At 68.1% G+C, this 21096-nt stretch carries 17 protein-coding genes; 10 read left to right on the plus strand and 7 right to left on the minus strand.

Annotated features, from left to right (window positions below; translation table 11 throughout):
- Positions 1 to 142: 142 nt before the first annotated feature.
- Genes ABZ826_RS19050 through ABZ826_RS19065 form a run of 4 tightly spaced genes read left to right on the plus strand, consistent with a single transcriptional unit; the run spans position 143 to position 4229 of the window.
- The gene (locus ABZ826_RS19050; protein ID WP_361449122.1) at positions 143 to 1069 is read left to right on the plus strand and encodes an ABC transporter permease; all 927 of its coding nucleotides are present in this window, start codon (positions 143 to 145) and stop codon (positions 1067 to 1069) included.
- Positions 1062 to 2012, plus strand: coding sequence for an ABC transporter permease (locus ABZ826_RS19055; RefSeq protein ID WP_361449125.1), 951 nt, complete (start codon positions 1062 to 1064; stop codon positions 2010 to 2012). The genes ABZ826_RS19050 and ABZ826_RS19055 overlap by 8 nt, the downstream gene beginning before the upstream one ends.
- Before the next feature lie 14 nt (positions 2013 to 2026).
- Complete coding sequence (locus tag ABZ826_RS19060; RefSeq protein WP_361449128.1) at positions 2027 to 3085, plus strand: ABC transporter ATP-binding protein; 1059 nt, start codon at positions 2027 to 2029, stop codon at positions 3083 to 3085.
- Positions 3078 to 4229 carry a dipeptide ABC transporter ATP-binding protein gene (locus ABZ826_RS19065; RefSeq protein WP_361449131.1) on the plus strand — a complete coding sequence of 384 codons (1152 nt, stop codon included), beginning with the start codon at positions 3078 to 3080 and terminating at the stop codon, positions 4227 to 4229. The genes ABZ826_RS19060 and ABZ826_RS19065 overlap by 8 nt, the downstream gene beginning before the upstream one ends.
- A 121-nt stretch (positions 4230 to 4350) precedes the next feature.
- On the opposite strand, the gene ABZ826_RS19070 is transcribed toward ABZ826_RS19065, so the two are convergent.
- The 6 genes from ABZ826_RS19070 to ABZ826_RS19095 form a co-directional block, all read right to left on the minus strand.
- Positions 4351 to 4875: a hypothetical protein gene (locus tag ABZ826_RS19070; protein WP_361449134.1), complete on the minus strand. Its 525-nt coding sequence runs from the start codon at positions 4873 to 4875 to the stop codon at positions 4351 to 4353.
- 369 nt (positions 4876 to 5244) lie between these two features.
- Entirely contained in the window at positions 5245 to 6330 is a 1086-nt protein-coding gene (locus tag ABZ826_RS19075; RefSeq protein WP_361449137.1) for a dipeptide ABC transporter ATP-binding protein, read from the minus strand.
- 26 nt (positions 6331 to 6356) lie between these two features.
- The gene (locus ABZ826_RS19080) at positions 6357 to 7394 is read right to left on the minus strand and encodes an ABC transporter ATP-binding protein (RefSeq protein WP_361449140.1); all 1038 of its coding nucleotides are present in this window, start codon (positions 7392 to 7394) and stop codon (positions 6357 to 6359) included.
- A gap of 58 nt (positions 7395 to 7452) precedes the next feature.
- Positions 7453 to 8433: an ABC transporter permease gene (locus tag ABZ826_RS19085; RefSeq protein WP_361449143.1), complete on the minus strand. Its 981-nt coding sequence runs from the start codon at positions 8431 to 8433 to the stop codon at positions 7453 to 7455.
- A 106-nt stretch (positions 8434 to 8539) separates the two neighbouring features.
- A complete protein-coding gene (locus ABZ826_RS19090) occupies positions 8540 to 10309 on the minus strand; it encodes an ABC transporter substrate-binding protein (protein WP_361449146.1) in 1770 nt (589 codons plus the stop codon).
- Positions 10310 to 10389: 80 nt separating this feature from the next.
- Positions 10390 to 11424 (minus strand): ABC transporter permease, encoded by a 1035-nt coding sequence (locus tag ABZ826_RS19095; protein ID WP_361449149.1) that lies wholly within the window; start codon positions 11422 to 11424, stop codon positions 10390 to 10392.
- A 365-nt stretch (positions 11425 to 11789) separates the two neighbouring features.
- On the opposite strand from ABZ826_RS19095, the gene ABZ826_RS19100 reads away from it, so the two are divergent.
- From ABZ826_RS19100 to ABZ826_RS19125, 6 genes are all read left to right on the plus strand, one after another.
- Positions 11790 to 13424, plus strand: a complete 1635-nt coding sequence (locus tag ABZ826_RS19100; RefSeq protein ID WP_361449152.1) for an ABC transporter substrate-binding protein — start codon at positions 11790 to 11792, stop codon at positions 13422 to 13424.
- Between the two features lie 72 nt (positions 13425 to 13496).
- The gene (locus ABZ826_RS19105) at positions 13497 to 14420 is read left to right on the plus strand and encodes an ABC transporter permease (RefSeq protein WP_361449155.1); all 924 of its coding nucleotides are present in this window, start codon (positions 13497 to 13499) and stop codon (positions 14418 to 14420) included.
- A complete protein-coding gene (locus ABZ826_RS19110; RefSeq protein ID WP_361449158.1) occupies positions 14413 to 15387 on the plus strand; it encodes an ABC transporter permease in 975 nt (324 codons plus the stop codon). Before ABZ826_RS19105 ends, ABZ826_RS19110 begins: the two co-directional genes overlap by 8 nt.
- A gap of 13 nt (positions 15388 to 15400) precedes the next feature.
- Positions 15401 to 16378, plus strand: coding sequence for an ABC transporter ATP-binding protein (locus tag ABZ826_RS19115; RefSeq protein ID WP_361449161.1), 978 nt, complete (start codon positions 15401 to 15403; stop codon positions 16376 to 16378).
- Positions 16368 to 17639, plus strand: a complete 1272-nt coding sequence (locus ABZ826_RS19120; protein ID WP_361449164.1) for a dipeptide ABC transporter ATP-binding protein — start codon at positions 16368 to 16370, stop codon at positions 17637 to 17639. Before ABZ826_RS19115 ends, ABZ826_RS19120 begins: the two co-directional genes overlap by 11 nt.
- Positions 17640 to 17865: 226 nt before the next feature.
- Positions 17866 to 18867, plus strand: coding sequence for a hypothetical protein (locus ABZ826_RS19125; protein ID WP_361449167.1), 1002 nt, complete (start codon positions 17866 to 17868; stop codon positions 18865 to 18867).
- 29 nt (positions 18868 to 18896) lie between these two features.
- On the opposite strand, the gene ABZ826_RS19130 is transcribed toward ABZ826_RS19125, so the two are convergent.
- Positions 18897 to 21029: an alpha/beta fold hydrolase gene (locus tag ABZ826_RS19130; protein WP_361449170.1), complete on the minus strand. Its 2133-nt coding sequence runs from the start codon at positions 21027 to 21029 to the stop codon at positions 18897 to 18899.
- Positions 21030 to 21096 lie beyond the last annotated feature (67 nt).

The following is a 21096-nucleotide window of genomic DNA, read 5'->3' on the forward strand; positions in this document are numbered from 1 at the left end:
ACCCGAAGGCCGGTTCCGCCGTTCCTTCTTGGGAATGGCGGAACCGGCCCGTAGGCGCAGGCCCCGGGGCTCTCCCCCCACACCCCGCGGCGGAGACAACTCTGAGAAGGCCATCGCCGACCCCTCACGGCATGGAGGCATGATGGGGCGTTACGTCGCAAGGCGACTGCTCCAGATGATCCCGGTGTTCATCGGGACCACTCTGATTATTTTCCTCATGGTCCACATCCTTCCCGGTGACCCAATCCGGGCGATGTGGGGAGACAAGGCGGCGGACCCCGCACAGGTTGCGTCGCTGCGCCATGAGTTCGGGCTCGATCAGCCCTTGTGGAAGCAGTACATCGACTACATGGGCAACCTCTTCCAGGGCGACTTCGGGAAGACGTTCGGTGGCCGCGAGGTCATCGACGAGATGTCCGAGTCGTTCCCGGTGACGCTCCGGCTGACCGCCGTGGCGATGCTCATCGAGATCGTCGTCGGCATCGGGCTCGGCGCCTGGGCGGGCCTGCGGGCCGGCAAGGCCGCCGACACCGGCGTGCTGATCTTCACCCTGATCGTCATCTCGATCCCGGTGTTCGTGCTCGGCTTCCTCGCCCGCTTCGTCCTCGCGGACCAGCTCGGCTGGGTCGCCCCGAACGTCCAGGACTCCACGAACTACGCGCAGTTGTTCCTACCGGGCTTCGTTCTCGCCATGCTCTCCATGGCGTACGTGGCACGGCTGACGCGCACGACCTTCGCGGAGAACCTGCGTGCCGACTACATGCGTACCGCGATGGCCAAGGGCCTGCCGCGACGTCGCATCATCGGTGTGCACCTGCTGCGCAACTCGCTGATCCCGGTCGTCACCTTCCTGGGTACCGACGTCGGCGGCTTCATCGGCGGAGCGGTCGTGACCGAGGGCATCTTCAATGTCCAGGGTGTCGGAAACCTGCTCTTCAAGGCGCTGCAGCAGCGTGAGGGATCGACGATCGTCGGCGTTGTCACGGTCTTCGTCCTCGTCATCCTTGTGATCAACCTGCTCGTCGACCTGCTGTACGCGGTCCTGGACCCGAGGATCCGGTATGCCTGACGTGACCGAGACCCAGACCGCAGAGGCGGTGGACGCCACCGCCGCCCCCTCGGCCGCCGACGGCCACAAGGCCCAGGGCAAGCCGCGCAGCCTCTGGGGCGACGCCTGGTTCGACCTGCGTCACCGTCCGATGTTCTGGATCTCCTCGATCCTGCTGCTGATCCTGCTGGTCATCGCCGCGTTCCCGGGGCTGTTCACCGGCGCCGATCCGCGCGACGGCGATCTGACCAACCACTTCCTGACCAAGCCGGAGCTGGGACACTTCTTCCAGGCCGACTGGTTCGGTTACGACGGTCAGGGACGTTCGATCTACGCGCGTGTCATCTACGGCACCCGCGCCTCGATCCTGGTCGGTGTCGGCGTCACCGCGGCCGTCACCCTGGTCGGCGGCCTGCTGGGCATGCTCGCCGGGTACTTCGGCGGCTGGCTCGACTCCGTGATCTCCCGGATCACCGACATCTTCTTCGGCATCCCCTTCCTGCTCGGTGCGATGGTCGTCCTGAACGCCTTCACCGACCGCAAGGTCTATGTGGTGATCCTGGCCCTCGCCTTCCTGGGCTGGACCTCGATCTGCCGTGTGATGCGGTCCTCCGTGATCACCGCCAAGCAGGCGGACTACGTGACGGCGGCCCGCGCGCTCGGCGCCGGCACCCCGCGGATCCTCTTCCGGCACGTACTGCCGAACGCGCTCGCCCCGACCATCGTCGTGGCCACGATCGCGCTGGGAGGGTACATCTCGGCCGAGGCGACGCTCTCGTTCCTCGGACTCGGGCTCGCGGACCCGACGATCTCGTGGGGCATCGACATCGCCGAGGGCAGCCAGGCGATCCGGGACAACCCGCACGCGCTGCTGTTCCCGGCAGGAATGCTCAGCCTCACGGTCTTCGCGTTCATCATGCTGGGCGACGCGGTACGCGACGCCCTCGACCCGAAGCTGCGCTGAGGAGGGCGTACGACGTGACCATCATGGACAAGACAGCAGACATCCCGGCGCCCCGTGCCGGGGGACCGGACGACAGCCCGCTCCTCGAAGTGCGCGACCTGCACGTGGAGTTCCACACCCGTGACGGAGTGGCCAAGGCCGTCAACGGTGTGAACTACAGCGTCGACTCGGGCGAGACCCTGGCCGTGCTCGGCGAGTCCGGCTCCGGCAAGTCCGTGACCGCTCAGGCGATCATGGGCATTCTCGACATGCCGCCCGGCAAGATCCCGCAGGGCCAGATCCTGTACCGCGGCCAGGACATGCTCACGATGGGCTACGAGGAGCGGCGGAAGATCCGCGGCCAGAAGATTGCGATGATCTTCCAGGACGCGCTCTCCTCGCTCAACCCCGTGCTCTCGGTCGGCTACCAGCTCGGCGAGATGTTCCGTGTCCACCAGGGACTCTCCAAGAAGCAGGCGAAGCTCAAGGCCATCGAGCTGATGGAGCGGGTCAAGATCCCCGCCGCCAAGGAGCGGGTCGGCGACTACCCGCACCAGTTCTCCGGCGGTATGCGCCAGCGCATCATGATCGCCATGGCGCTGGCCCTGGAGCCGGACCTGATCATTGCGGACGAGCCCACCACCGCGCTCGACGTGACGGTCCAGGCCCAGGTCATGGACCTGCTCAAGGAGCTGCAGACCGAGTTCAACATGGGTCTGATCCTGATCACCCACGACCTCGGCGTCGTCGCCGACGTCGCGGACAAGATCGCGGTCATGTACGCCGGCCGGATCGTCGAGACGGCACCGGTGCACGAGCTCTACAAGCGGCCCGCGCACCCGTACACCCGGGGTCTGCTCGACTCGATCCCGCGCCTCGATCAGAAGGGCCACGAGCTCTACGCGATCAAGGGGCTGCCGCCCAACCTGCTCAAGATTCCGTCCGGCTGCGCCTTCAACCCCCGGTGCCCGAAGGCGGAGGACATCTGCCGCACGGAGATTCCGGCCCTGGTGCCGGTCTCCGAGCAGGACGGCAGCGAACTGCCCGGCCGCGGCAGCGCCTGCCACTTCTGGAAGGAGACGATCCATGGCTGAGCTCGACAAGACGGACGGATCGTTGGACAGCACCCCGAACGTCACCGACGTCGTGGAGGTCGAGGCCGCCGACGAGACGGCGGCGGTCGCGGCGATCGAGGCCCCGGTGGAACGCGGTGAGCCGATCCTCCAGGTGCGCAATCTGGTCAAGCACTTCCCGCTGAGCCAGGGCATCCTCTTCAAGCGCCAGGTCGGCGCCGTCAAGGCCGTGGACGGGGTCTCCTTCGACCTCTACCAGGGCGAGACGCTCGGCATCGTTGGCGAGTCGGGCTGTGGGAAGTCCACGGTCGCGCGACTGCTGATGACGCTGGAGACGGCCACGGCCGGCGAGGTCTTCTACAAGGGCCAGGACATCACCCGGCTGTCCGGCCGCGCGCTGAAGGCGGTCCGCCGCAACATCCAGATGGTGTTCCAGGACCCGTACACGTCGCTGAACCCGCGTATGACGGTCGGCGACATCATCGGCGAGCCGTACGAGATCCACCCGGAGGTGGCCCCGAAGGGGGACCGGCGCCGCAAGGTCCAGGACCTGCTGGACGTCGTGGGTCTCAACCCGGAGTACATCAACCGCTATCCGCACCAGTTCTCCGGCGGTCAGCGCCAGCGCATCGGCATCGCCCGCGGCCTCGCGCTCAACCCGGAGATCATCATCTGCGACGAGCCGGTCTCCGCGCTCGACGTGTCAGTGCAGGCGCAGGTCATCAACCTGATGGAGAAGCTCCAGGACGAGTTCAACCTCTCCTACGTCTTCATCGCGCACGACCTGTCGATCGTCCGGCACATCTCCGACCGGGTCGGCGTGATGTACCTCGGCAAGATGGCCGAGATCGGCACGGACGAGGAGATCTACGTCCACCCGACGCACCCCTACACCCAGGCGCTGCTGTCGGCGGTCCCGGTCCCCGACCCGGAGGCCCGCGACCGCGGCGAGCGGATCATCCTCACCGGTGACGTCCCGTCGCCGGCGAACCCGCCGTCGGGCTGCCGTTTCCGTACGCGCTGCTGGAAGGCCCAGGACAAGTGCGCCACGGAGATGCCGCTGCTGGCGATCCCCGAGCGCTTCAAGGGCTCGGACACGCCGGCCGCGCACGAGTCGGCCTGCCACTTCGCCGAGGAGAAGGACGTCGTCGGCGCGGCCTCGTAGCACGGAACGTGTGACACGAAGGGCCCGGAACCTGGGGGACAGGTTCCGGGCCCTTCGTCGTGACCGCCGTACCGTCATCCTCCGCGTTCATGCCGGTCCGGCGACGTCCCCGGGGGACGTACTACGCGTACTGGATGCCCCACAGGTTGCTGCTCTTCTTCACGGGGGCGACGTTGTTGCTCTTCTTCCAGCTCTGCACCTTCTTGCAGCCACCGCCGAACTTCGGCTCCAGGTGGTACTTGGTGACGCTGAAGCCCTTCGCCTCGTGGTACATCATCAGCCGGCCCCGGCTCTTGCCCTTCTTCTTCGCGACCGTGGCTGCGTACGTCCAGGTGTCCGACTTCGACCAGGAGTAGCCGACCGAGACGCTGAACGAGGCCGACGCCTTGGCGAAGATGACGCCCGCTTCGGCGCCGACGGTCGCGGTGCCGGTGGCCGTCCAGGTGCCCGTCTTGTTCTTGGCGTAGCTGATGGTCACGCCCGGCTTCGCCCAGTCGCTGTGCACGTTGGTGGCTCGCCAGACGGTCTTCTTGTCACCGATCGAGTAGATCGGGGAGGCGTCGCACTTGGTGCCGGCCGAGGCCGGTGCTGCGGTCCCTGCCACGACTCCGGCGCTCAGCAGCGCGGTGGTGAGAACGGTGCTCATGACACGCTTCACGCAGATCCTCCAGTCTGAGGTGCTCTTGTGCGGTGTGCGTCACATCCTTGCAGTCAAAGTCCGTGTGACACATGGGGGTTGAGGGATTATTGAGCTTTGGTTGCCTGGCGGGTACGTGGCCGTGATTTCTTCTCCAACGGGTGCCGAACCCTCGGAAGCCGTTCCTGGGCGGACATGCGGAAGCGCCCGGAACCGATCGGTTCCGGGCACCTTTCCCGTGTACCCGGGAACCGGGCTCGCAGGTGGCTCGGGTCAATGGGCCGACGTGCTCGGTTCCTTGGGCGGGGGAGTCCCGCGGTTCGCGGACCGGTCAGGTCCGTGTCGGCGGGGGCGCCCACGAGGCCGGGGCCAGGGGTGTCAGGCCTCGGTCTTGGGGGCTTCGGCGGCCTTGTCGAGCTTCGGCCCCGCAGCGGTTTCACGGGCCTGCGGGACGGACGACGCGGCCTGGGGGCCCTCGGGGTAGTGGCAGGCCGTCAGATGGCCGTCTCGGCTGCCCTCGACCCGCACCAGCGGCGGAGCTTCGCTCGCGCACTTGTCCGTCGCCTTCCAGCAGCGGGTACGGAAGCGGCAGCCCGAGGGCGGATTGACCGGGGAGGGCACATCGCCGGTGAGGAGGATGCGTTCCCGGGCGGGTACCTCGTCGGCGGTCGCCTCGGGCACGGCCGAGAGCAGCGCCCTGGTGTACGGGTGCCGCGGGTTGCCGTACAGATCGTCCCGGTCGGCGATCTCCACGATCCGGCCGAGGTACATGACGGCGACGCGCTGCGAGAAGTGGCGCACCACGGCCAGGTCATGGGCGATGAAAAGGAACGCGATGCCGAGGTCCTTCTGCAGTTTCTGCAGCAGGTTCACCACCTGGGCCTGGATCGACACGTCCAGCGCCGAGACCGGCTCGTCGGCCACGATCAGCTTCGGTTCCAGGGCGAGCGCGCGGGCCACGCCGATGCGCTGGCGCTGGCCGCCGGAGAACTCGTGCGGGAAGCGGTTGTAGTGCTCCGGGTTGAGCCCGACGATCTCCAGCAGCTCCCGTACGCGCGCCTCGCGGCCGCCCGCCGGGTTGATGCCGTTGATCTCCATCGGTCCGGCGACGATCTTGCCGACGGTCTGCCGCGGGTTCAGCGAGGCGTACGGGTCCTGGAAGATCATCTGGATCTCGGAGCGGACCGGCGCCAACTGCTTGCGCGAGGCGTGGGTGATGTCCTGGCCGCGGTAGGTGATGCTGCCGGCCGTCGGCTCCAGGAGCCGGGTGATCAGCCGGCCGGTCGTCGACTTGCCGCAGCCGGACTCGCCTACCAGGCCCAGACTCTCGCCCTCGCCGACGGTGAAGTCCAGCCCGTCGACGGCCTGGACCGCGCCGATCGTCCGTCGGATCGGGAAGCCGCCCTTGATCGGGAAGTGCTTGGTGAGTCCGGAGACGTCCAGGAGGGGATCTGCGCTGCTCATAGTGGGGAAGTCCCGTCTCTTGTACGTCAGTTGGGCCGGATACCGGCGAAGTCGGCGAAGAATTCGGTGCGCTGCTCCGGGGTGAGGTGGCAGGCGGCCCCACGGCCGTCCACCAGCTCCAGCGGAGGCTGCTCCGTCGCGCAGCGCGAGGCGCCGACCTGTTCGGTGAACGAGCACCGCGGATGGAAGCGGCAGCCGGGCGGCGGGTTGAGGAGGCTGGGCGGGGAGCCGGGGATCGGCGACAGCGGTACGTCGACCGGACCGTCGAGGCTCGGCATGGACCCCAGCAGACCCCAGGTGTACGGGTGCTGGGGCGCCCGCAGCACCTCCTTCTTGGTGCCGCGCTCCACGCACCGGCCGCCGTACATCACCAGTACGTCGTCCGCGATGTCGGCGATGACACCGAGGTCGTGGGTGATGAAGACGATCGCGGTGCCGGTCTCCTGCTGAAGGTCCTTGAGCAAGTCCATGATCTGGGCCTGCACGGTGACGTCCAGCGCCGTGGTCGGCTCGTCCGCGATCAGCAGTTCCGGGTCGCAGACCAGCGACATGGCGATCATCGCGCGCTGGCGCATACCGCCGGAGAACTGGTGCGGATAGTCGTCCACCCGCAGATCGGGCTGCGGGATGCCCACCTTGGTGAGCATCTCCACGGCCCGCGCCCGGGCTTCCCGCTTGGAGGCCCCGGTGTGCTTGCGGTAGGCCTCGCTGATCTGCCGGCCGACGGTGTGGTACGGCGACAGCGAGGCCAGCGCGTCCTGGAAGATCATGGCCATCTTGTTGCCGCGCAGCCGCTCCAGCTCCCGCTCCGAGGCGGCGAGCAGATCCTGGCCTTCGAGCAGGATCTCGCCGTCGATCTCGGTGTGGTCGGGGTCGTGCAGGCCGAGGATCGTCAGGTTGGTGACGGACTTGCCGGAGCCGGACTCGCCGACGATGCCGAGGGTCCTGCCCTTCTCCACGTCGAAGGAGAGGCCGTCGACGGCCTTGACGACGCCGTCCTCGGTCGAGAAGTGAACGTGTAGATCCCTGACGGAGAGGAGGGGCTGCTGATCGGTGCTCGTCACGGGGACGCTCCAGGAGGATGTTGCGGGAGAAGGGGGTGGGCCGGAACGGGGGGCGGGGTCAGGCGAGCCGGATCCGCGGGTCGATGAGGCCGTAGACGGCGTCCACGATGATGTTGGCGAAGACGATCGCGCCCGCCGCGACGATGGTGACCCCGAGCAGCATGGGCAGGTCGCTGGTGTCGACCGAGCGCACGGACAGCTGGCCCAGGCCCTGCAGGCTGAAGGTCACCTCGGTGATGATGGCGCCGCCGATCAGCGTGCCCAGGTCGATACCGAAGATCGTGACGATCGGGCCCATCGCCCCACGCCAGGCGAAGCGGAAGAAGACCGAGCGGCGGGACAGGCCCTTGGCGCGTGCGGTGCGGACGTAGTCCTCGCTGAGCTGCTCGACGAGCTGGGAGCGGGTCATGCGGGTGTAGTTGGCGGTGAAGATGATCGACAGCACCAGCCAGGGCAGCAGCAGCCCGCCGGCCCACTTGGCCGGGTTCTCGGTGAGGGGCGTGTACGAGGGCTGTTCGAGCAGTCCCATCTGCTGCACCAGCAGGAACATCGCGATGTAGCCGACGAAGTAGATCTGCAGCGAGGAGCCCAGCAGCGAGAGGGAGCTGGCGATCTTGTCGAGCGCCTTGCCCTGCTTGACCGCAGCGAGCATGCCCGCGCCGACACCGAAGATCACGAAGAAGAAGGCCGCGCCCGCCGAGAGCGAGAGGGTCAGCGGCAGGCGGTCCATGATCGTGCCGAAGACCGGCTGACGGTTGGTGAACGAGTAGCCGAGGCAGGGCGCCGGGCAGTAACCGTAGTTCCCGTAGTCACGGCCGACGAAGATGCCGGACAGCCAGTGCCAGTACTGGACGGGCATCGGGTCGGCGATCCCCAGGTTCTGCTTGATCTGAGTGATGAGTTCGGGTGTGCAGACCTTGCCGCAGGCCATCCGGGCAGGTTCACGGGGGATCGCGTAGAAGAGGTAGAAGGTGATGGCGCTGATGACCAACAGAATGACGAGAGCGCCGGTCACGCGGCGGAGAAGAAATCGAAGCATGGGGTCGTGACTTTCCGGGTGGGGCGCCGTCGCCGAGGGGTGGTGAGCGGGGGAGTGACCGGGACCGGGGAGAGGCGGCCGGTCCAGCCGCCCCTCCCCTACCGGATCACGCCATGGCGTAGAGCTTGGTGATCGCGATGCCGGTGGTGCCCGCGTCGTAGACCAGACCGCCGACCTTGGAACCGTGGAGCCAGTTGCGGATCGGCCAGTAGTCCGGAACGCATGCGGCCAGCTCCATGATCTGCCGGTCGATCGCGCCCCAGGCCTTGTTGGCCTCCTCCAGGTCGGTGATCTTGGCGGCGGCGTCGATGGCCTTGTTGACGCTCGCGTCGTTCAGCTGCGGCCAGTTGGAGGCGCCGTTGGCGATCACGCGGCCGTCGAAGGTCGGCTGGAGGGCCGTGTAGCCGCCCGGCCAGTCGGCGGACCAGCCGGCGGCGAACATGTCGAAGTGGTTGTCGAGCTGGGCGATCTGGCTGTAGAAGGAGGTCTTGTCGACCTGCTGCGTCACCACGTCGAAGCCCGCCTTGGTGAGCGCGCTCTTGATGGCAACGGCCTGCTTCACCTGGTTGTCGGACTGCTGGAAGGCGATGACGACCTTCTGGCCCTCCTTGCCGGCCTCCTTCAGCAGCTCCTTGGCCTTCTCCGGGTCTCCGGCCGGCTTCGTCTTCTTGCCGTAGAGGTCGAAGTCCGCGTGGCCCGGGGTCATCGGGCTGATGACGGTGGTGGCGATCTCGGAGGAGGAGGCACCGCCGCGGAGCAGCTGGGTCTGCTGCGACGGCCAGGCGTAGTTGAGTGCCTGGCGGACCTTGACGTCCTTGATGCGCGTGGTGTTGATCGCGTAGTAGTACGTCGCCGTGTCGAGGTGCGTCAGGACGCGCTTCTTCAGCTCGGCGTCGCCGAGTACCTTCTGGATGCGCTCCGGCGCGATCTCGTTGAGCAGCGAGAACGTGTGCTGGTCGTCGCCCTGGTCCGCGATGTAGCGGTCCGTGGACGCCAGGGACTGGAAGCCGAACTGCAGCTGGAACTTGTCCGGGTAGGCGTTGCGGATCGGGTCGGTCTTGGGGTCCCAGTGCGGGTTGCGCGACAGCGACATGGACTTGCCGACCTGGCGGGCGTCGATCTTGTACGGGCCGCAGGAGAACGGCTTCTTGTCGTAGTCCTCCTTGGTGTCCTTCTTTTTCGGCACCAGGGAGAAGGCGCGCATGCCCAGCGTAAAGTTGAAGTCGCCGCGGGCTTCCTTGAGGTGGAAGGTGACGGTCTTGCCGTCGATCTCGATCGAGTCGAGGTGCTTGCCCTCGTAGGGCCCCTTGTACTTGTCGCCGCCGACCAGCCACTCCTGCGGGTAGCGCGGGCCGAAGGTCACGAACTTGGCGAAGAGGCGCTCGAAGGTGTGGCGGACATCGTCCATCGAGATGTCCGAGCCGTCCTCCCACTTCACCCCGTCCTTCAGGGTGAACGACCAGGTCTTGCCGCCGTCCTTCGTGGTGCCGGCGTCGGTGGCGAGGTCGCCCACGAGCGTGGTGGTGCCGTCCATCGCGACCTTGTAGCCGACCAGGCCACGCATGAACAGCGGGGTGAGGAAGCCCTCGTAGCTCGACCAGATCTGCGCCGGGTCCAGGTGGTCGCAGTCGATCTGGTCCATCGTGTAGAGCGTGCCGCCCTTGACCGCGCCCGGAACCTCGGGGGCGGGACCGGTGGAGTCGGCCTTGGTGCCGACCAGGATCGCGGCCTCCTTGCTGCCGCTGACCTTCGGGGTGCCCTTGTCGCCCCCCTTGGTGCCGCCGCCTGCGTCACCGCTGCTGCATGCGCTCAGGACAGTGGAGCTCGCGGCCGCCACACCGGTGGCTATCAGGAAGTTTCTGCGGGAGAAAGACATGCGTATCGGTCCTTGGGATCGGTGGACGGAGCAGGTACGGCAGGCCGGACCACAGCGGCCGGGCTGGATGGAGCAGAGGCTCAGCGCTTCGACTTCGGGTCGAGTGCGTCGCGTACCGAGTCGCCGAGCAGGTTGAAGGCGAGCACGAAGACGATCATCGAGATGCCCGGGAAGAGCATGAAGGTGATGTCGTCCGTGTAGAAGGACGCTCCGCGCTGGATCATCACGCCCCAGTCGGGCGTCGGGTCGATGATGCCCACGCCGAGGAAGGCCAGGCCCGCCTCGGCCGTCACGAAGGCCGGCAGGGCGAGCGTGGCCTGGATCAGGATCGGCGTCCAGAGGTTCGGCAGCAGTTCCTTGAAGATGATCCGGGCGGGAGAGGCGCCGGTCACCTTCGCGGCCTCGACGAACTCCCGCTCGCGCAGAGCCAGTACCTGGCCGCGCAGCAGGCGGGCCATCGAGGCCCAGCCGAAGACGGTGAGGGCCAGGATCAGGCAGATGGCCCGCAGCGACGTCGGGATCTCGTCGTCCGGCGCCACGAACAGCCCGTAGACGACCGGCATGAAGGCGATGAAGAAGAGCGTCGACGGGAACGACAGCAGAATGTCGATGACCCGGCCGATGAAGTAGTCCGTCTTGCCGCCGAGATATCCGGCGGTGACACCGATGACCACACCGATGACCGTGACGAGAATGGTGGCCGCCGCCGCGAGCAGCAGCGAGGTGCGGATTCCGTACAGCAGGAAGGTGAAGACGTCCCGGCCGAGTTGGGGCTCGATGCCGAACCAGAAGTCGCCGGTGATACCGCCGTTGGGCAGGGCCGGATAGCCGAAGCCGTTGAGCAGTTCCGGATTGTCCTGGCCGTACGTCGTGTACGGATCCTTGCCGTACAACTTCGCTATCAGCGGCGCGCCTATCGCGATCGCGAAGAAGAACACGACGATGTAGGCGGAGAGCACGCCCGTCCTGTCGCGCTTGAAGCGCCGCCAGGCCAGCTGGCCTGGACTCCGTGCGTCGGCGCCCTTGTCGGGTCCTGCGGGCTGCCGGGACTCCTCAACGGCTTCGGTGGCTGTGGCGTCCACCGGAGCGATGGGGGCCGGGGATGGCGTGGTCATCGAGCTCCTGTCCCCGTACGGAAAGCGGCATCCTCCGGGCAGGAGGAGCTAAGGGGTTGGAACGGACCCAATCAATCGAGTTGACAACGGTCAATCAGCTATGAAAGTCCACACCTGGTCTTTAGGTTCTTGACTTGAACTTGACAATACGTAGATGTCCTCAAGGTGGACAGCCGTTTTACGGAACGGGGGAATCGGGGCGACTCGGGCGGGGCGTCCGATCACGGGTGTGTCCTTTTCGTTATGCGGCACACCTGAACGGCTTGATGTCACCCCCACACGTACGGCCGTAGATAAGGTGCATTGATGTCGTTATCGGGTGATATTTGGCTCTACATGTGACGAAGACTCAGAGGAGGAACTCCATGCGCGGAGCCACACGGGCCAAGTGGGCCGCATGCGCGGTCGCCGTCGCCCTGACGGCGACGGCCTGCGGCGGCGGTGGTGGCGGCGGTGGTGGCGGCGGTGGGGCCAATGGAATCGTGAGCTCCTCCTGGGGCGACCCGCAGAACCCCCTCGAACCCGCGAACACCAACGAGGTGCAGGGCGGCAAGGTTCTCGACCTGATCTTCCGGGGACTCAAGAGGTACGACCCGAAGACCGGCGCGGCCATCAACATGCTCGCCGAGAAGATCGAGTCCAAGGACAACCAGAACTTCACGATCACCGTGAAGGACGGCTGGACCTTCAGCAACGGAGAGAAGGTCACCGCGAAGTCCTTCGTGGACGCCTGGAACTACGGGGCCCTGCTGAAGAACAATCAGAAGAACGCCTACTTCTTCGGGTACATCGACGGATACGACAAGGTCCACCCCGACACCGGCAGTTCCAGGGCGAACACGCTCTCCGGCCTCAAGCTCGTCGACGACAAGACCTTCACGGCCAAGCTGTCGCAGAAGTTCTCCCTCTGGCCCGACACCCTGGGCTACCCGGCCTTCGCCCCGCTGCCCAAGGCATTCTTCACCGACCACTCCGCCTGGCTGTCCAAGCCGATCGGCAACGGCCCTTACACCGTCGACACATACACCAAGGGCTCGTCGATGAACCTGCGCAAGTGGGACAAGTACCCCGGGGCCGACAAGGCGCAGAACGGTGGCATCGACCTCAAGGTCTACACCGACAACAACACCGCCTACACCGACCTGACCGCTGGCAACCTCGACCTCGTCGACGACGTGCCCGCCTCGCAGCTGAAGAACGTCAAGGCGGATCTCGGCGACCGGTACATCAACACCCCGGCCGGCATCATCCAGACCCTCGCCTTCCCCTTCTACGACAAGAGATGGGACACCCCCGGCGGCGTCAAGGTCCGCCAGGGCCTGTCGATGGCCATCAACCGTGATCAGATCACCAGCCAGATCTTCCAGCAGACCCGCACCCCCGCATCCGACTGGACCTCCCCGGTCCTCGGCACGAACGGCGGCTTCAAGAAGGGGCTGTGCGGCGCGCCCTGCGAGTACGACGCGGCGAACGCCAAGAAGCTGATCCAGGAGGGCGGCGGCATCCCCGGCGGCCAGCTCAGGATCTCGTACAACGCGGACACCGGCTCGCACAAGGAGTGGGTCGACGCCGTCTGCAACAGCATCAACAAGGCGCTGGGCGACAACAAGGCGTGCGTCGGCGGCCCCGTCGGCACCTTCGCCGACTTCCGCAGCCAGGTCTCCCAGCAGAAGCTGACCGGCGCCTGGCGGGCCGGCTGGCAGATGGACTACCCGCTGATCCAGAACTTCCTCCAGCCGGTGTACTACACCGACGCCTCGTCCAACGACGGCAAGTGGAGCAACAAGCAGTTCGACGGCCTCATCAACAAGGCCAACGCCGAGTCCGACAAGGCCAAGGCCGTCTCGACCTTCCAGGACGCGGAGAGGGTCCTGGCGGCGCAGATGCCCGTCATCCCGCTCTGGTACCAGAACGGCAGCGCCGGTTACTCGGACCGGGTCACCCATGTGTCGCTGAATCAGTTCAGCGTCCCGGTGTACGAGCAGATCAAGGTCAAGTGACCCGTCGAGGCCGGGCGGCCGGCGTGTTCCTTGCGCCGGCCGCCCGGCCCCCCGCGACCCCCGGAGCCCTTCATGGGACGTTATGTGATCCGGCGGCTGCTGCAGATGATCCCGGTCTTCTTCGGCGCCACACTGCTGATCTTCCTCATGGTGAACGTGATGGGCGATCCCATCGCCGGCCTCTGCGGCGAACGCCAGTGCGACCCGGCGACCGCCGCCCGACTCCGCTCGGAATTCGGCCTCGACAAGCCTGTCTGGCAGCAATACGCGACCTACATGGGCAATGTCTTCACCGGCGACTTCGGCACCGCGTTCAACGGGCAGAAGGTCACCGAGCTGATGGGCAGCGCCTTCCCCGTCACCATCCGGCTCACCGTCGTCGCGACCGTCTTCGAGATCGTCATCGGCATCAGCTTCGGCGTCGTCACCGGCCTGCGCCGCGGCCGCCCCGTCGACACCACCGTGCTCATCCTGACCCTGGTCGTCATCTCCATCCCGACCTTCGTCACCGGTCTGCTGCTCCAGCTCCTCCTCGGAGTGCAGTGGGGCGTCATCAAACCGTCCGTCTCCCCGGAGGCGCCCTTCAACGAGCTCCTCATCCCGGGACTCGTCCTCGCCTCGGTCTCCCTGGCGTACGTCACCCGGCTCACCCGGACCTCGATCGCCGAGAACGCCCGCGCCGACTACGTGCGCACCGCCGTCGCCAAGGGACTGCCCAGGCGCCGCGTCGTGCTCCGGCATCTGCTGCGCAACTCGCTGATCCCGGTCGTCACCTTCATCGGTACGGACGTGGGCGCCTTGATGGGCGGGGCGATCGTCACGGAGCGGATCTTCAACATCCACGGCGTCGGCTACCAGCTCTACCAGGGCATCCTGCGCCAGAACTCACAGACCGTCGTCGGCTTCGTCACCATTCTGGTCCTCGTCTTCCTGGCGGCGAACCTTATCGTCGACCTGCTGTACGCCGTACTCGACCCGAGGATCCGCTATGCCTGAGCAGACACCGGACGAGGCGATCTCACCGGCCGGAGCGGGAGGCGTGATGGACCTCGCCCTGGAGGAGGGCACGACCCTCGAAAAGACACCGGGCGGGCCGGACGGCACCGGCCCCGCCGAGAAACCGCGCAGCCTGTGGTCGGACGCCTGGCGGGACCTGCGCCGCAACCCGGTCTTCATCATCTCCGCCCTGATCATCCTCTTCCTGGTGATCATCTCGATCTGGCCGCAGCTGATCGCCGATCAGGACCCGCTCGACTGCAACCTCGCCAAGGCCCAGCAGGGCTCCCAGCCAGGTCACCCCTTCGGTTTCGACGGGCAGGGCTGCGACGTCTACACCCGTACCGTCTACGGGGCCAGGAACTCGGTGACGGTCGGCGTCTGCGCCACCCTGGGCGTCACCCTGCTCGGCGGCGTCCTCGGCGGCCTGGCCGGATTCTTCGGCGGCTGGTGGGACTCGGTCCTCTCCCGCCTCACGGACATCTTCTTCGGCATCCCGGTGGTCCTCGGCGGCCTGGTCTTCCTCTCCGTGGTCACCAGCGCCACCGTCTGGCCGGTCATCGGCTTCATCGTGCTGCTGGGCTGGCCGCAGATCGCCCGCATCGGCCGGGGCTCCGTGATCACCGCCAAACAGAACGACTACGTGCAGGCGGCACGGGCGCTCGGCGCCTCCAACACGCGGATGCTGCTGCGCCACATCACCCCGAACGCCGTCGCGCCGGTGATCGTCGTCGCGACCATCGCGCTCGGTACGTACATCTCGCTGGAGGCGACCCTCTCGTTCCTCGGCGTCGGCCTGAAACCGCCGGCCGTCTCCTGGGGCATCGACATCTCCGCCGCGTCCCAGTACATCCGCAACGCTCCGCACATGCTGCTCTGGCCCGCCGGTGCGCTGGCGGTCACCGTGCTCGCGTTCATCATGCTCGGCGACGCGGTGCGCGACGCCCTCGACCCCAAGCTGCGCTGAGGAGCCCACTGCCATGTTGCTCGAAGTGCGCGATCTGCACGTGGAGTTCCACACCCGCGACGGGGTGGCCAAGGCCGTCAACGGGGTCGACTACTCGGTGGCCGAGGGCGAGACGCTGGCCGTCCTCGGCGAGTCGGGCTCCGGCAAGTCGGTCACCGCGCAGGCGATCATGGGCATTCTCGACATGCCGCCCGGGAGGATCAGCGGCGGCGAGATCCTCTTCAAGGACCGCGATCTGCTGACGATGCGCAAGGACGAGCGGCGCAGGATCCGCGGCCAGGAGATGGCCATGATCTTCCAGGACGCGCTCTCCTCCCTCAACCCCGTGCTCAGCGTGGGGGAGCAGCTCGGCGAGATGTTTGTCGTCCATCGCGGGATGTCCCGCAAGAACGCCAGGCTGAAGGCCGTCGAACTGATGGACCGGGTCCGCATCCCGGCCGCGAAGGAGCGCGTGGGCAACTATCCGCACCAGTTCTCCGGCGGAATGCGCCAGCGCATCATGATCGCCATGGCGCTGGCGCTGGAACCGTCGCTGATCATCGCGGACGAGCCCACCACCGCCCTCGACGTGACCGTCCAGGCCCAGGTGATGGACCTGCTCGCCGAGCTCCAGCGCGAGCTGAACATGGGCCTGATCCTGATCACCCACGACCTGGGCGTGGTCGCGGACGTCGCCGACAAGATCGCCGTGATGTACGCGGGCCGGATCGTCGAGGCCGCCCCCGTCCACGACATCTACCGGGCCCCCGCCCACCCGTACACCAAGGGCCTGCTCCAGTCGATCCCGCGCCTGGACCAGAAGGGCCAGGAGCTGTACGCGATCAAGGGCCTGCCGCCCAACCTGCTGCACATCCCGCCGGGCTGTGCCTTCAACCCGCGCTGCCCGATGGCCCAGGAGGTCTGCCGAGGCGAGGTCCCGCCGCTGTTCGAGGTGGCCGAGCACCGTGAGAGCGCCTGCTACTTCTGGAAGGAGACGCTCGATGCACGCTGACCACTCGGGGCGCGCGGAAGCGCGCGAAGGGGGTGGGAAGGCCCACGCCGTGCTCGCCGAGGAGCGGGCAGGGTTCCCGGTGGCCGGACGCGAGCCGATCCTGGAGGTCCGCGATCTGGTCAAGCACTACCCGCTCACCCAGGGCATCCTGATCAAGAAGCAGATCGGCGCCGTCAAGGCCGTCGACGGGGTCTCCTTCGACCTGGCGGCGGGCGAGACGCTCGGCATCGTGGGGGAGTCGGGCTGCGGCAAGTCGACCGTGGCCAGGATGCTGGTGCATCTGGAACAGCCGACGGCCGGCGCGATCAAGTACAAGGGTGAGGACATCACCAAGCTGTCGGGACGCGCCCTGAAGGCCGTGCGCCGCAACATCCAGATGGTCTTCCAGGACCCGTACACGTCGCTGAACCCCCGCATGACCGTCGGCGACATCATCGGCGAGCCGTACGAGATCCACACCGAGGTGGCCCCGAAGGGCGACCGGCGCCGCAAGGTCCAGGACCTGCTGGACGTCGTGGGTCTCAACCCGGAGTACATCAACCGCTATCCGCACCAGTTCTCCGGTGGCCAGCGCCAGCGCATCGGCATCGCCCGCGGCCTCGCCCTGAACCCCGAGATCATCGTCGCCGACGAACCCGTCTCCGCCCTCGACGTCTCCGTACAGGCACAGGTCGTCAATCTGCTGGACCGCCTCCAGACGGAGTTCGGGCTGAGCTACGTCTTCATCGCGCACGACCTGTCGATCGTCCGGCACATCTCCGACCGGGTCGGCGTGATGTACCTCGGCCGGATCGTCGAGATCGGCACCGACGAGCAGATCTACGACCACCCCACGCACCCGTACACCCAGGCGCTGCTGTCCGCCGTCCCGGTGCCGGACCCGACGGCCCGCGAGCACCGGGAGCGGATCATCCTGCACGGCGACGTCCCCTCACCCGCCAACCCGCCCTCCGGCTGCCGCTTCCGTACCCGCTGCTGGAAGGCGCGGGAGCGGTGCGAGCTGGAGGTGCCGCTGCTGGCGGTTCCGGCGGTCTTCCGGCTGACGGACACACCCGCCGGACACGATTCGGCCTGCCACTTCGCGGCGGAGAAGCAGGTGGTGCCGCCGGAGGGGCTGCTGGAGACGCCGGGGGAGACGATGGTGGAGGAGGCCGGGGTGCCACCGCAGACGCGCGAGGACGGGACGAGCGGGGCGGGCACGCCGGACGCCGAGGGCGAGGAGGACGGGCCGCCGCCCTCCGGCAGCAGCCGGGCCGTCTGACGGCCCGCACGTCACGGCCTTCCCCACAATGGAGAGGCCGTTGACGCCGGGGCAACTCGGCCGTCGCACGTCCGGCATACGCATGCGCCACCCTGGTCCGCGTACGGCCGTGCGGGTGCCGTGAACCGGCCGGGGGGCCGTCAAGTCCCCCCGGCCGGTTGCCCGTTCGCACATCTTCGCGGCCCGGCCCTTGTCCGGCGGCCGGGGGCGGTGGAGTATCGCTGGGGTGATACTCACACGGGGGGCAAGGGTCACCGGCGCCGTTCTCTGCGCCCTGCTCGCGGTGATGGTCGCGGGCTGGCTCGTACGGGATGTCAGGGCGGTCGGCGACCCGGGCCAGTTGTGGCGGTACTGGGCGGGCTACCGCGAAGCGCGACTGCTCGCTGTGCCGGCCACCTCGGCCGACGACGTGGTGCTGCTCCTGGTCTATGTCGCCGCCGCGTTCGCGGCCCTGCGGTCCGCGGTGGCCGCAACCGCCCTGGTCGCCACCGGAGCGGTCACTCTCGCCGTACGGCTGCCGGGGCTCTGGAACATCGGTGCGTCCCGGATGAACGACCGGTTCTCCGACGATCTGCGCACCCGCGCCCTGCTCTGCGCCTTCGCGGCCCTCGCGGTGGGCATCGCGCTGATCATCACCGCGGGCGCCGGCCGCAGATCGCCGCGCGACTTCTCCGAGCGCACCCCCACCCGGCCGAGCCAGGGCGCGAGTGTGACCGCCTTTCTGCTGCTGGGCGCCTCGGGAGCGGTGGTGATCGCCTGGGAGATCCGCCAGGCGGTGCGGTTCCCCTTCATCTACCCCGACTGGTACGTGGGCGGGGACCGGCTCCTCCAGGGACTGATCGACGCACCGCCTGGCTGGAACAACACCGTCCTCGCGCTGCTCTGTCTGTTCGCGGGGACGAGTGCGCTCTTCCACACCGTGCACGCACGGCCGTTCGGCCTGATCGCAGCCGGTGCGCTGCTGTCCGCCGGGGCGCTGGGAGTGATCCGCTCCGCGCACTACAAGATGCTGGACCACTTCGCCGATCTGCGGACCGAGGACCAACTCACCCTGCTGAGCTGGTTCTTCGAGACGATCGCCGCAGCGGTGGTACTGCTCGTGCTGGCCCGGCGGGGCACCGCGGACGACCCTGCCCCGCCCCACCAGGGCTACGGGCAGGGGTACGGCTATCCGCGGCCCGGCGTCTTCGGTCCGCCGCCCCCGTCCCAGCCCCCGCCGGGCTGGTGACGGGCGCGGCCCGCACCGCCTTGCTCAGGTCACCCCCGCAGCCCCAGCGACCGCTTCAGGAAGTCCACCTGGAGCAGCAGCAGATTCTCCGCCACCTGCTCCTGCGGCGTCATGTGCGTCACCCCGCTGAGCGGCAGCACCTCGTGCGGCCGCCCCGCCGAGAGCAGCGCCGACGACAGCCTGAGCGCGTGCGCGACCACCACGTTGTCGTCGGCCAGACCATGGATGATCATCATCGGCCGGGCCTCGTCCGCGGCCTCGGAGAGCCCCTCGTCCGTCAGCACCGAGTTGTGCGCGTACACCTCCGGCTGCTTCGCCGGATCGCCGAGATAGCGCTCGGTGTAGTGGGTGTCGTACAGCCGCTGGTCGGTCACCGGCGCGCCCACCACCGCCGCGTGGAAGACATCCGGCCGGCGCAGTACGGCCAGCGCCGCCAGAAATCCGCCGAACGACCAGCCGCGGATCGCCACCTTGCCGAGGTCCAGCGGGAACCGCCCGGCGAGTGCGTGCAGCGCCTCGATCTGGTCGTCCATGGTGAGGGCGACATCGTTCTTGACGGCCTTCTCCCAGGCCGGCGAACGCCCCGGTGTGCCCCGGCCGTCCGCGACGACCACCGCGAAACCCTGGTCGGCGAACCACTGTGAGGTCAGATGCGGATTGTGGGCGGCGAGCACCCGTCGGCCGTGCGGCCCGCCGTACGGGTCCATCAGTACAGGAAGGGGACCGTCCGACTCTTTGTACCCATCGGGGAGCAGCACGGCGCACGGAATTCGCCGTGCGCCCCCCTCGGTGAGACGTACCCGCGCGGACAGGACCGGCTCCTCGGCGAAGCTCGCCACGGTGGCGATCCGCTTGCCGTCCCGCAGGACCTCGGCACGGGCCCCCGGCCGCTCCAGGGAGTGGGAGACCAGTACCGTCACCCCGCCCGAGCGGACGGCCGAATGCACCCCGGCCCCTTCGGAGACCCGTTCGACGCCCAGCTCGTTGACTCGGTACACATGGCTCTCGCCGATCTCCGGCTCCGCGGCCTCCTCGCCCGCCGACGCCGACACCAGGACATCCGAGTCACCGATGTCCAGGACCGCCTGGAGCTGCAACTGCGCCCCGGTCAGCAGCCGGTCGCCGACCGCGAGCACCCGTGCCCCGCCCTCGTCCGCGATCCGCACGAGCCGTCCGTCCGGCGCCCAGGCGGGCACACCGGGGAAGATTTCCAGCCAGACCGGGTCCTCGTCGACATGCACCGTCCGGGTCGTACCGGTCTCCGGGTCCACCGCGAGGAAGAGCTGGCTCTGCTGGTCACGGGCCTGCACGAGGATCAGCGGAGCCCCGGCCGACGACCAGTGCACCTGCGCCAGATACGGGTAACGCGTCCGGTCCCAGACCACTTCGGTACGGGTGGCGTCCAGGCCCAGCACGAAGAGCCGCACCTCGGCGTTGGGGGTCCCCGCCGCCGGATAGGCGACCTCGGCCGGCTTGCGGTCCGGGTGCGCGGGATCCGCGATCCACCACCGCTGTACGGGGCTGTCGTCGACCCGGGCGACCAGCAGCCGGTCCGACTCCGGCGACCACCAGAAGCCCCGCGAGCGCTGCATCTCCTCGGCCGCGATGAACTCCGCGAGGCCGTACGAGACGTTCGGCCCCTCCGGCTCGGCGAGCGCCAGATCCCCTTCGCCCCCGGCGCCCACGACGCGCAGCGCGCCCTTGGCGACGTACGCGACGAGGCGCCCGTCCGGCGACGGCCGCGGGTCGATCACCGGGCCGGGCACCGGCAGTGCCCGCGCCGTACCCGCCCGCAGCTCCGCGACGTACACCTTGCCCGAGAGCGCGAACGCGGCCAACTCGGCCGCCGCGTCGACCGCGTAGCCCACGATCCCGGAGGAGCCCTCACGGCTGCGCTCGCGCCGGGCCCGCTCCTGGGGCGACAGCCGCTCCGCCGAACCGCCCAGCAGCGTCTCGGGGTCGGCGACGACGCGCTCCTGGGGCGTACCGCCCTCCGGCAGGTCCAGCACCCACAGCCGGCCCGTACGGTCCGTGCCGGATCCCGACCGCAGGAAGACCACCCGCTCTCCGTCGGGTGACACGGTGAACGCACGGGGAGCGCCGAGGGTGAATCGCATCGTCCTGGCGTGCTGACGCGGAAATGAGATCTTCTGCGAAGTCATGGGCCCGAACCTAGCGCCCGACCGCCCGGTCGTGCGCCCCTCGTGCTGCTGTGCCCCGATCAATGCG

The organism is Streptomyces sp. NPDC047515, assembly GCF_040643055.1.
GTDB lineage: Bacteria > Actinomycetota > Actinomycetes > Streptomycetales > Streptomycetaceae > Streptomyces.

Excerpts from the sequence above, each read along its gene's own strand:
- ABZ826_RS19050 (WP_361449122.1), top strand. The coding sequence starts at position 143 with ATGGGGCGTTACGTCGCAAGGCGACTGCTCCAGATGATCCCGGTGTTC.
- ABZ826_RS19055 (WP_361449125.1), top strand. The coding sequence starts at position 1,062 with ATGCCTGACGTGACCGAGACCCAGACCGCAGAGGCGGTGGACGCCACC.
- ABZ826_RS19065 (WP_361449131.1), top strand. The coding sequence starts at position 3,078 with ATGGCTGAGCTCGACAAGACGGACGGATCGTTGGACAGCACCCCGAAC.
- ABZ826_RS19070 (WP_361449134.1), bottom strand. The coding sequence starts at position 4,875 with ATGAGCACCGTTCTCACCACCGCGCTGCTGAGCGCCGGAGTCGTGGCA.
- ABZ826_RS19075 (WP_361449137.1), bottom strand. The coding sequence starts at position 6,330 with ATGAGCAGCGCAGATCCCCTCCTGGACGTCTCCGGACTCACCAAGCAC.
- ABZ826_RS19085 (WP_361449143.1), bottom strand. The coding sequence starts at position 8,433 with ATGCTTCGATTTCTTCTCCGCCGCGTGACCGGCGCTCTCGTCATTCTG.
- ABZ826_RS19090 (WP_361449146.1), bottom strand. The coding sequence starts at position 10,309 with ATGTCTTTCTCCCGCAGAAACTTCCTGATAGCCACCGGTGTGGCGGCC.
- ABZ826_RS19095 (WP_361449149.1), bottom strand. The coding sequence starts at position 11,424 with ATGACCACGCCATCCCCGGCCCCCATCGCTCCGGTGGACGCCACAGCC.
- ABZ826_RS19100 (WP_361449152.1), top strand. The coding sequence starts at position 11,790 with ATGCGCGGAGCCACACGGGCCAAGTGGGCCGCATGCGCGGTCGCCGTC.
- ABZ826_RS19105 (WP_361449155.1), top strand. The coding sequence starts at position 13,497 with ATGGGACGTTATGTGATCCGGCGGCTGCTGCAGATGATCCCGGTCTTC.
- ABZ826_RS19110 (WP_361449158.1), top strand. The coding sequence starts at position 14,413 with ATGCCTGAGCAGACACCGGACGAGGCGATCTCACCGGCCGGAGCGGGA.
- ABZ826_RS19115 (WP_361449161.1), top strand. The coding sequence starts at position 15,401 with ATGTTGCTCGAAGTGCGCGATCTGCACGTGGAGTTCCACACCCGCGAC.
- ABZ826_RS19120 (WP_361449164.1), top strand. The coding sequence starts at position 16,368 with ATGCACGCTGACCACTCGGGGCGCGCGGAAGCGCGCGAAGGGGGTGGG.
- ABZ826_RS19130 (WP_361449170.1), bottom strand. The coding sequence starts at position 21,029 with ATGACTTCGCAGAAGATCTCATTTCCGCGTCAGCACGCCAGGACGATG.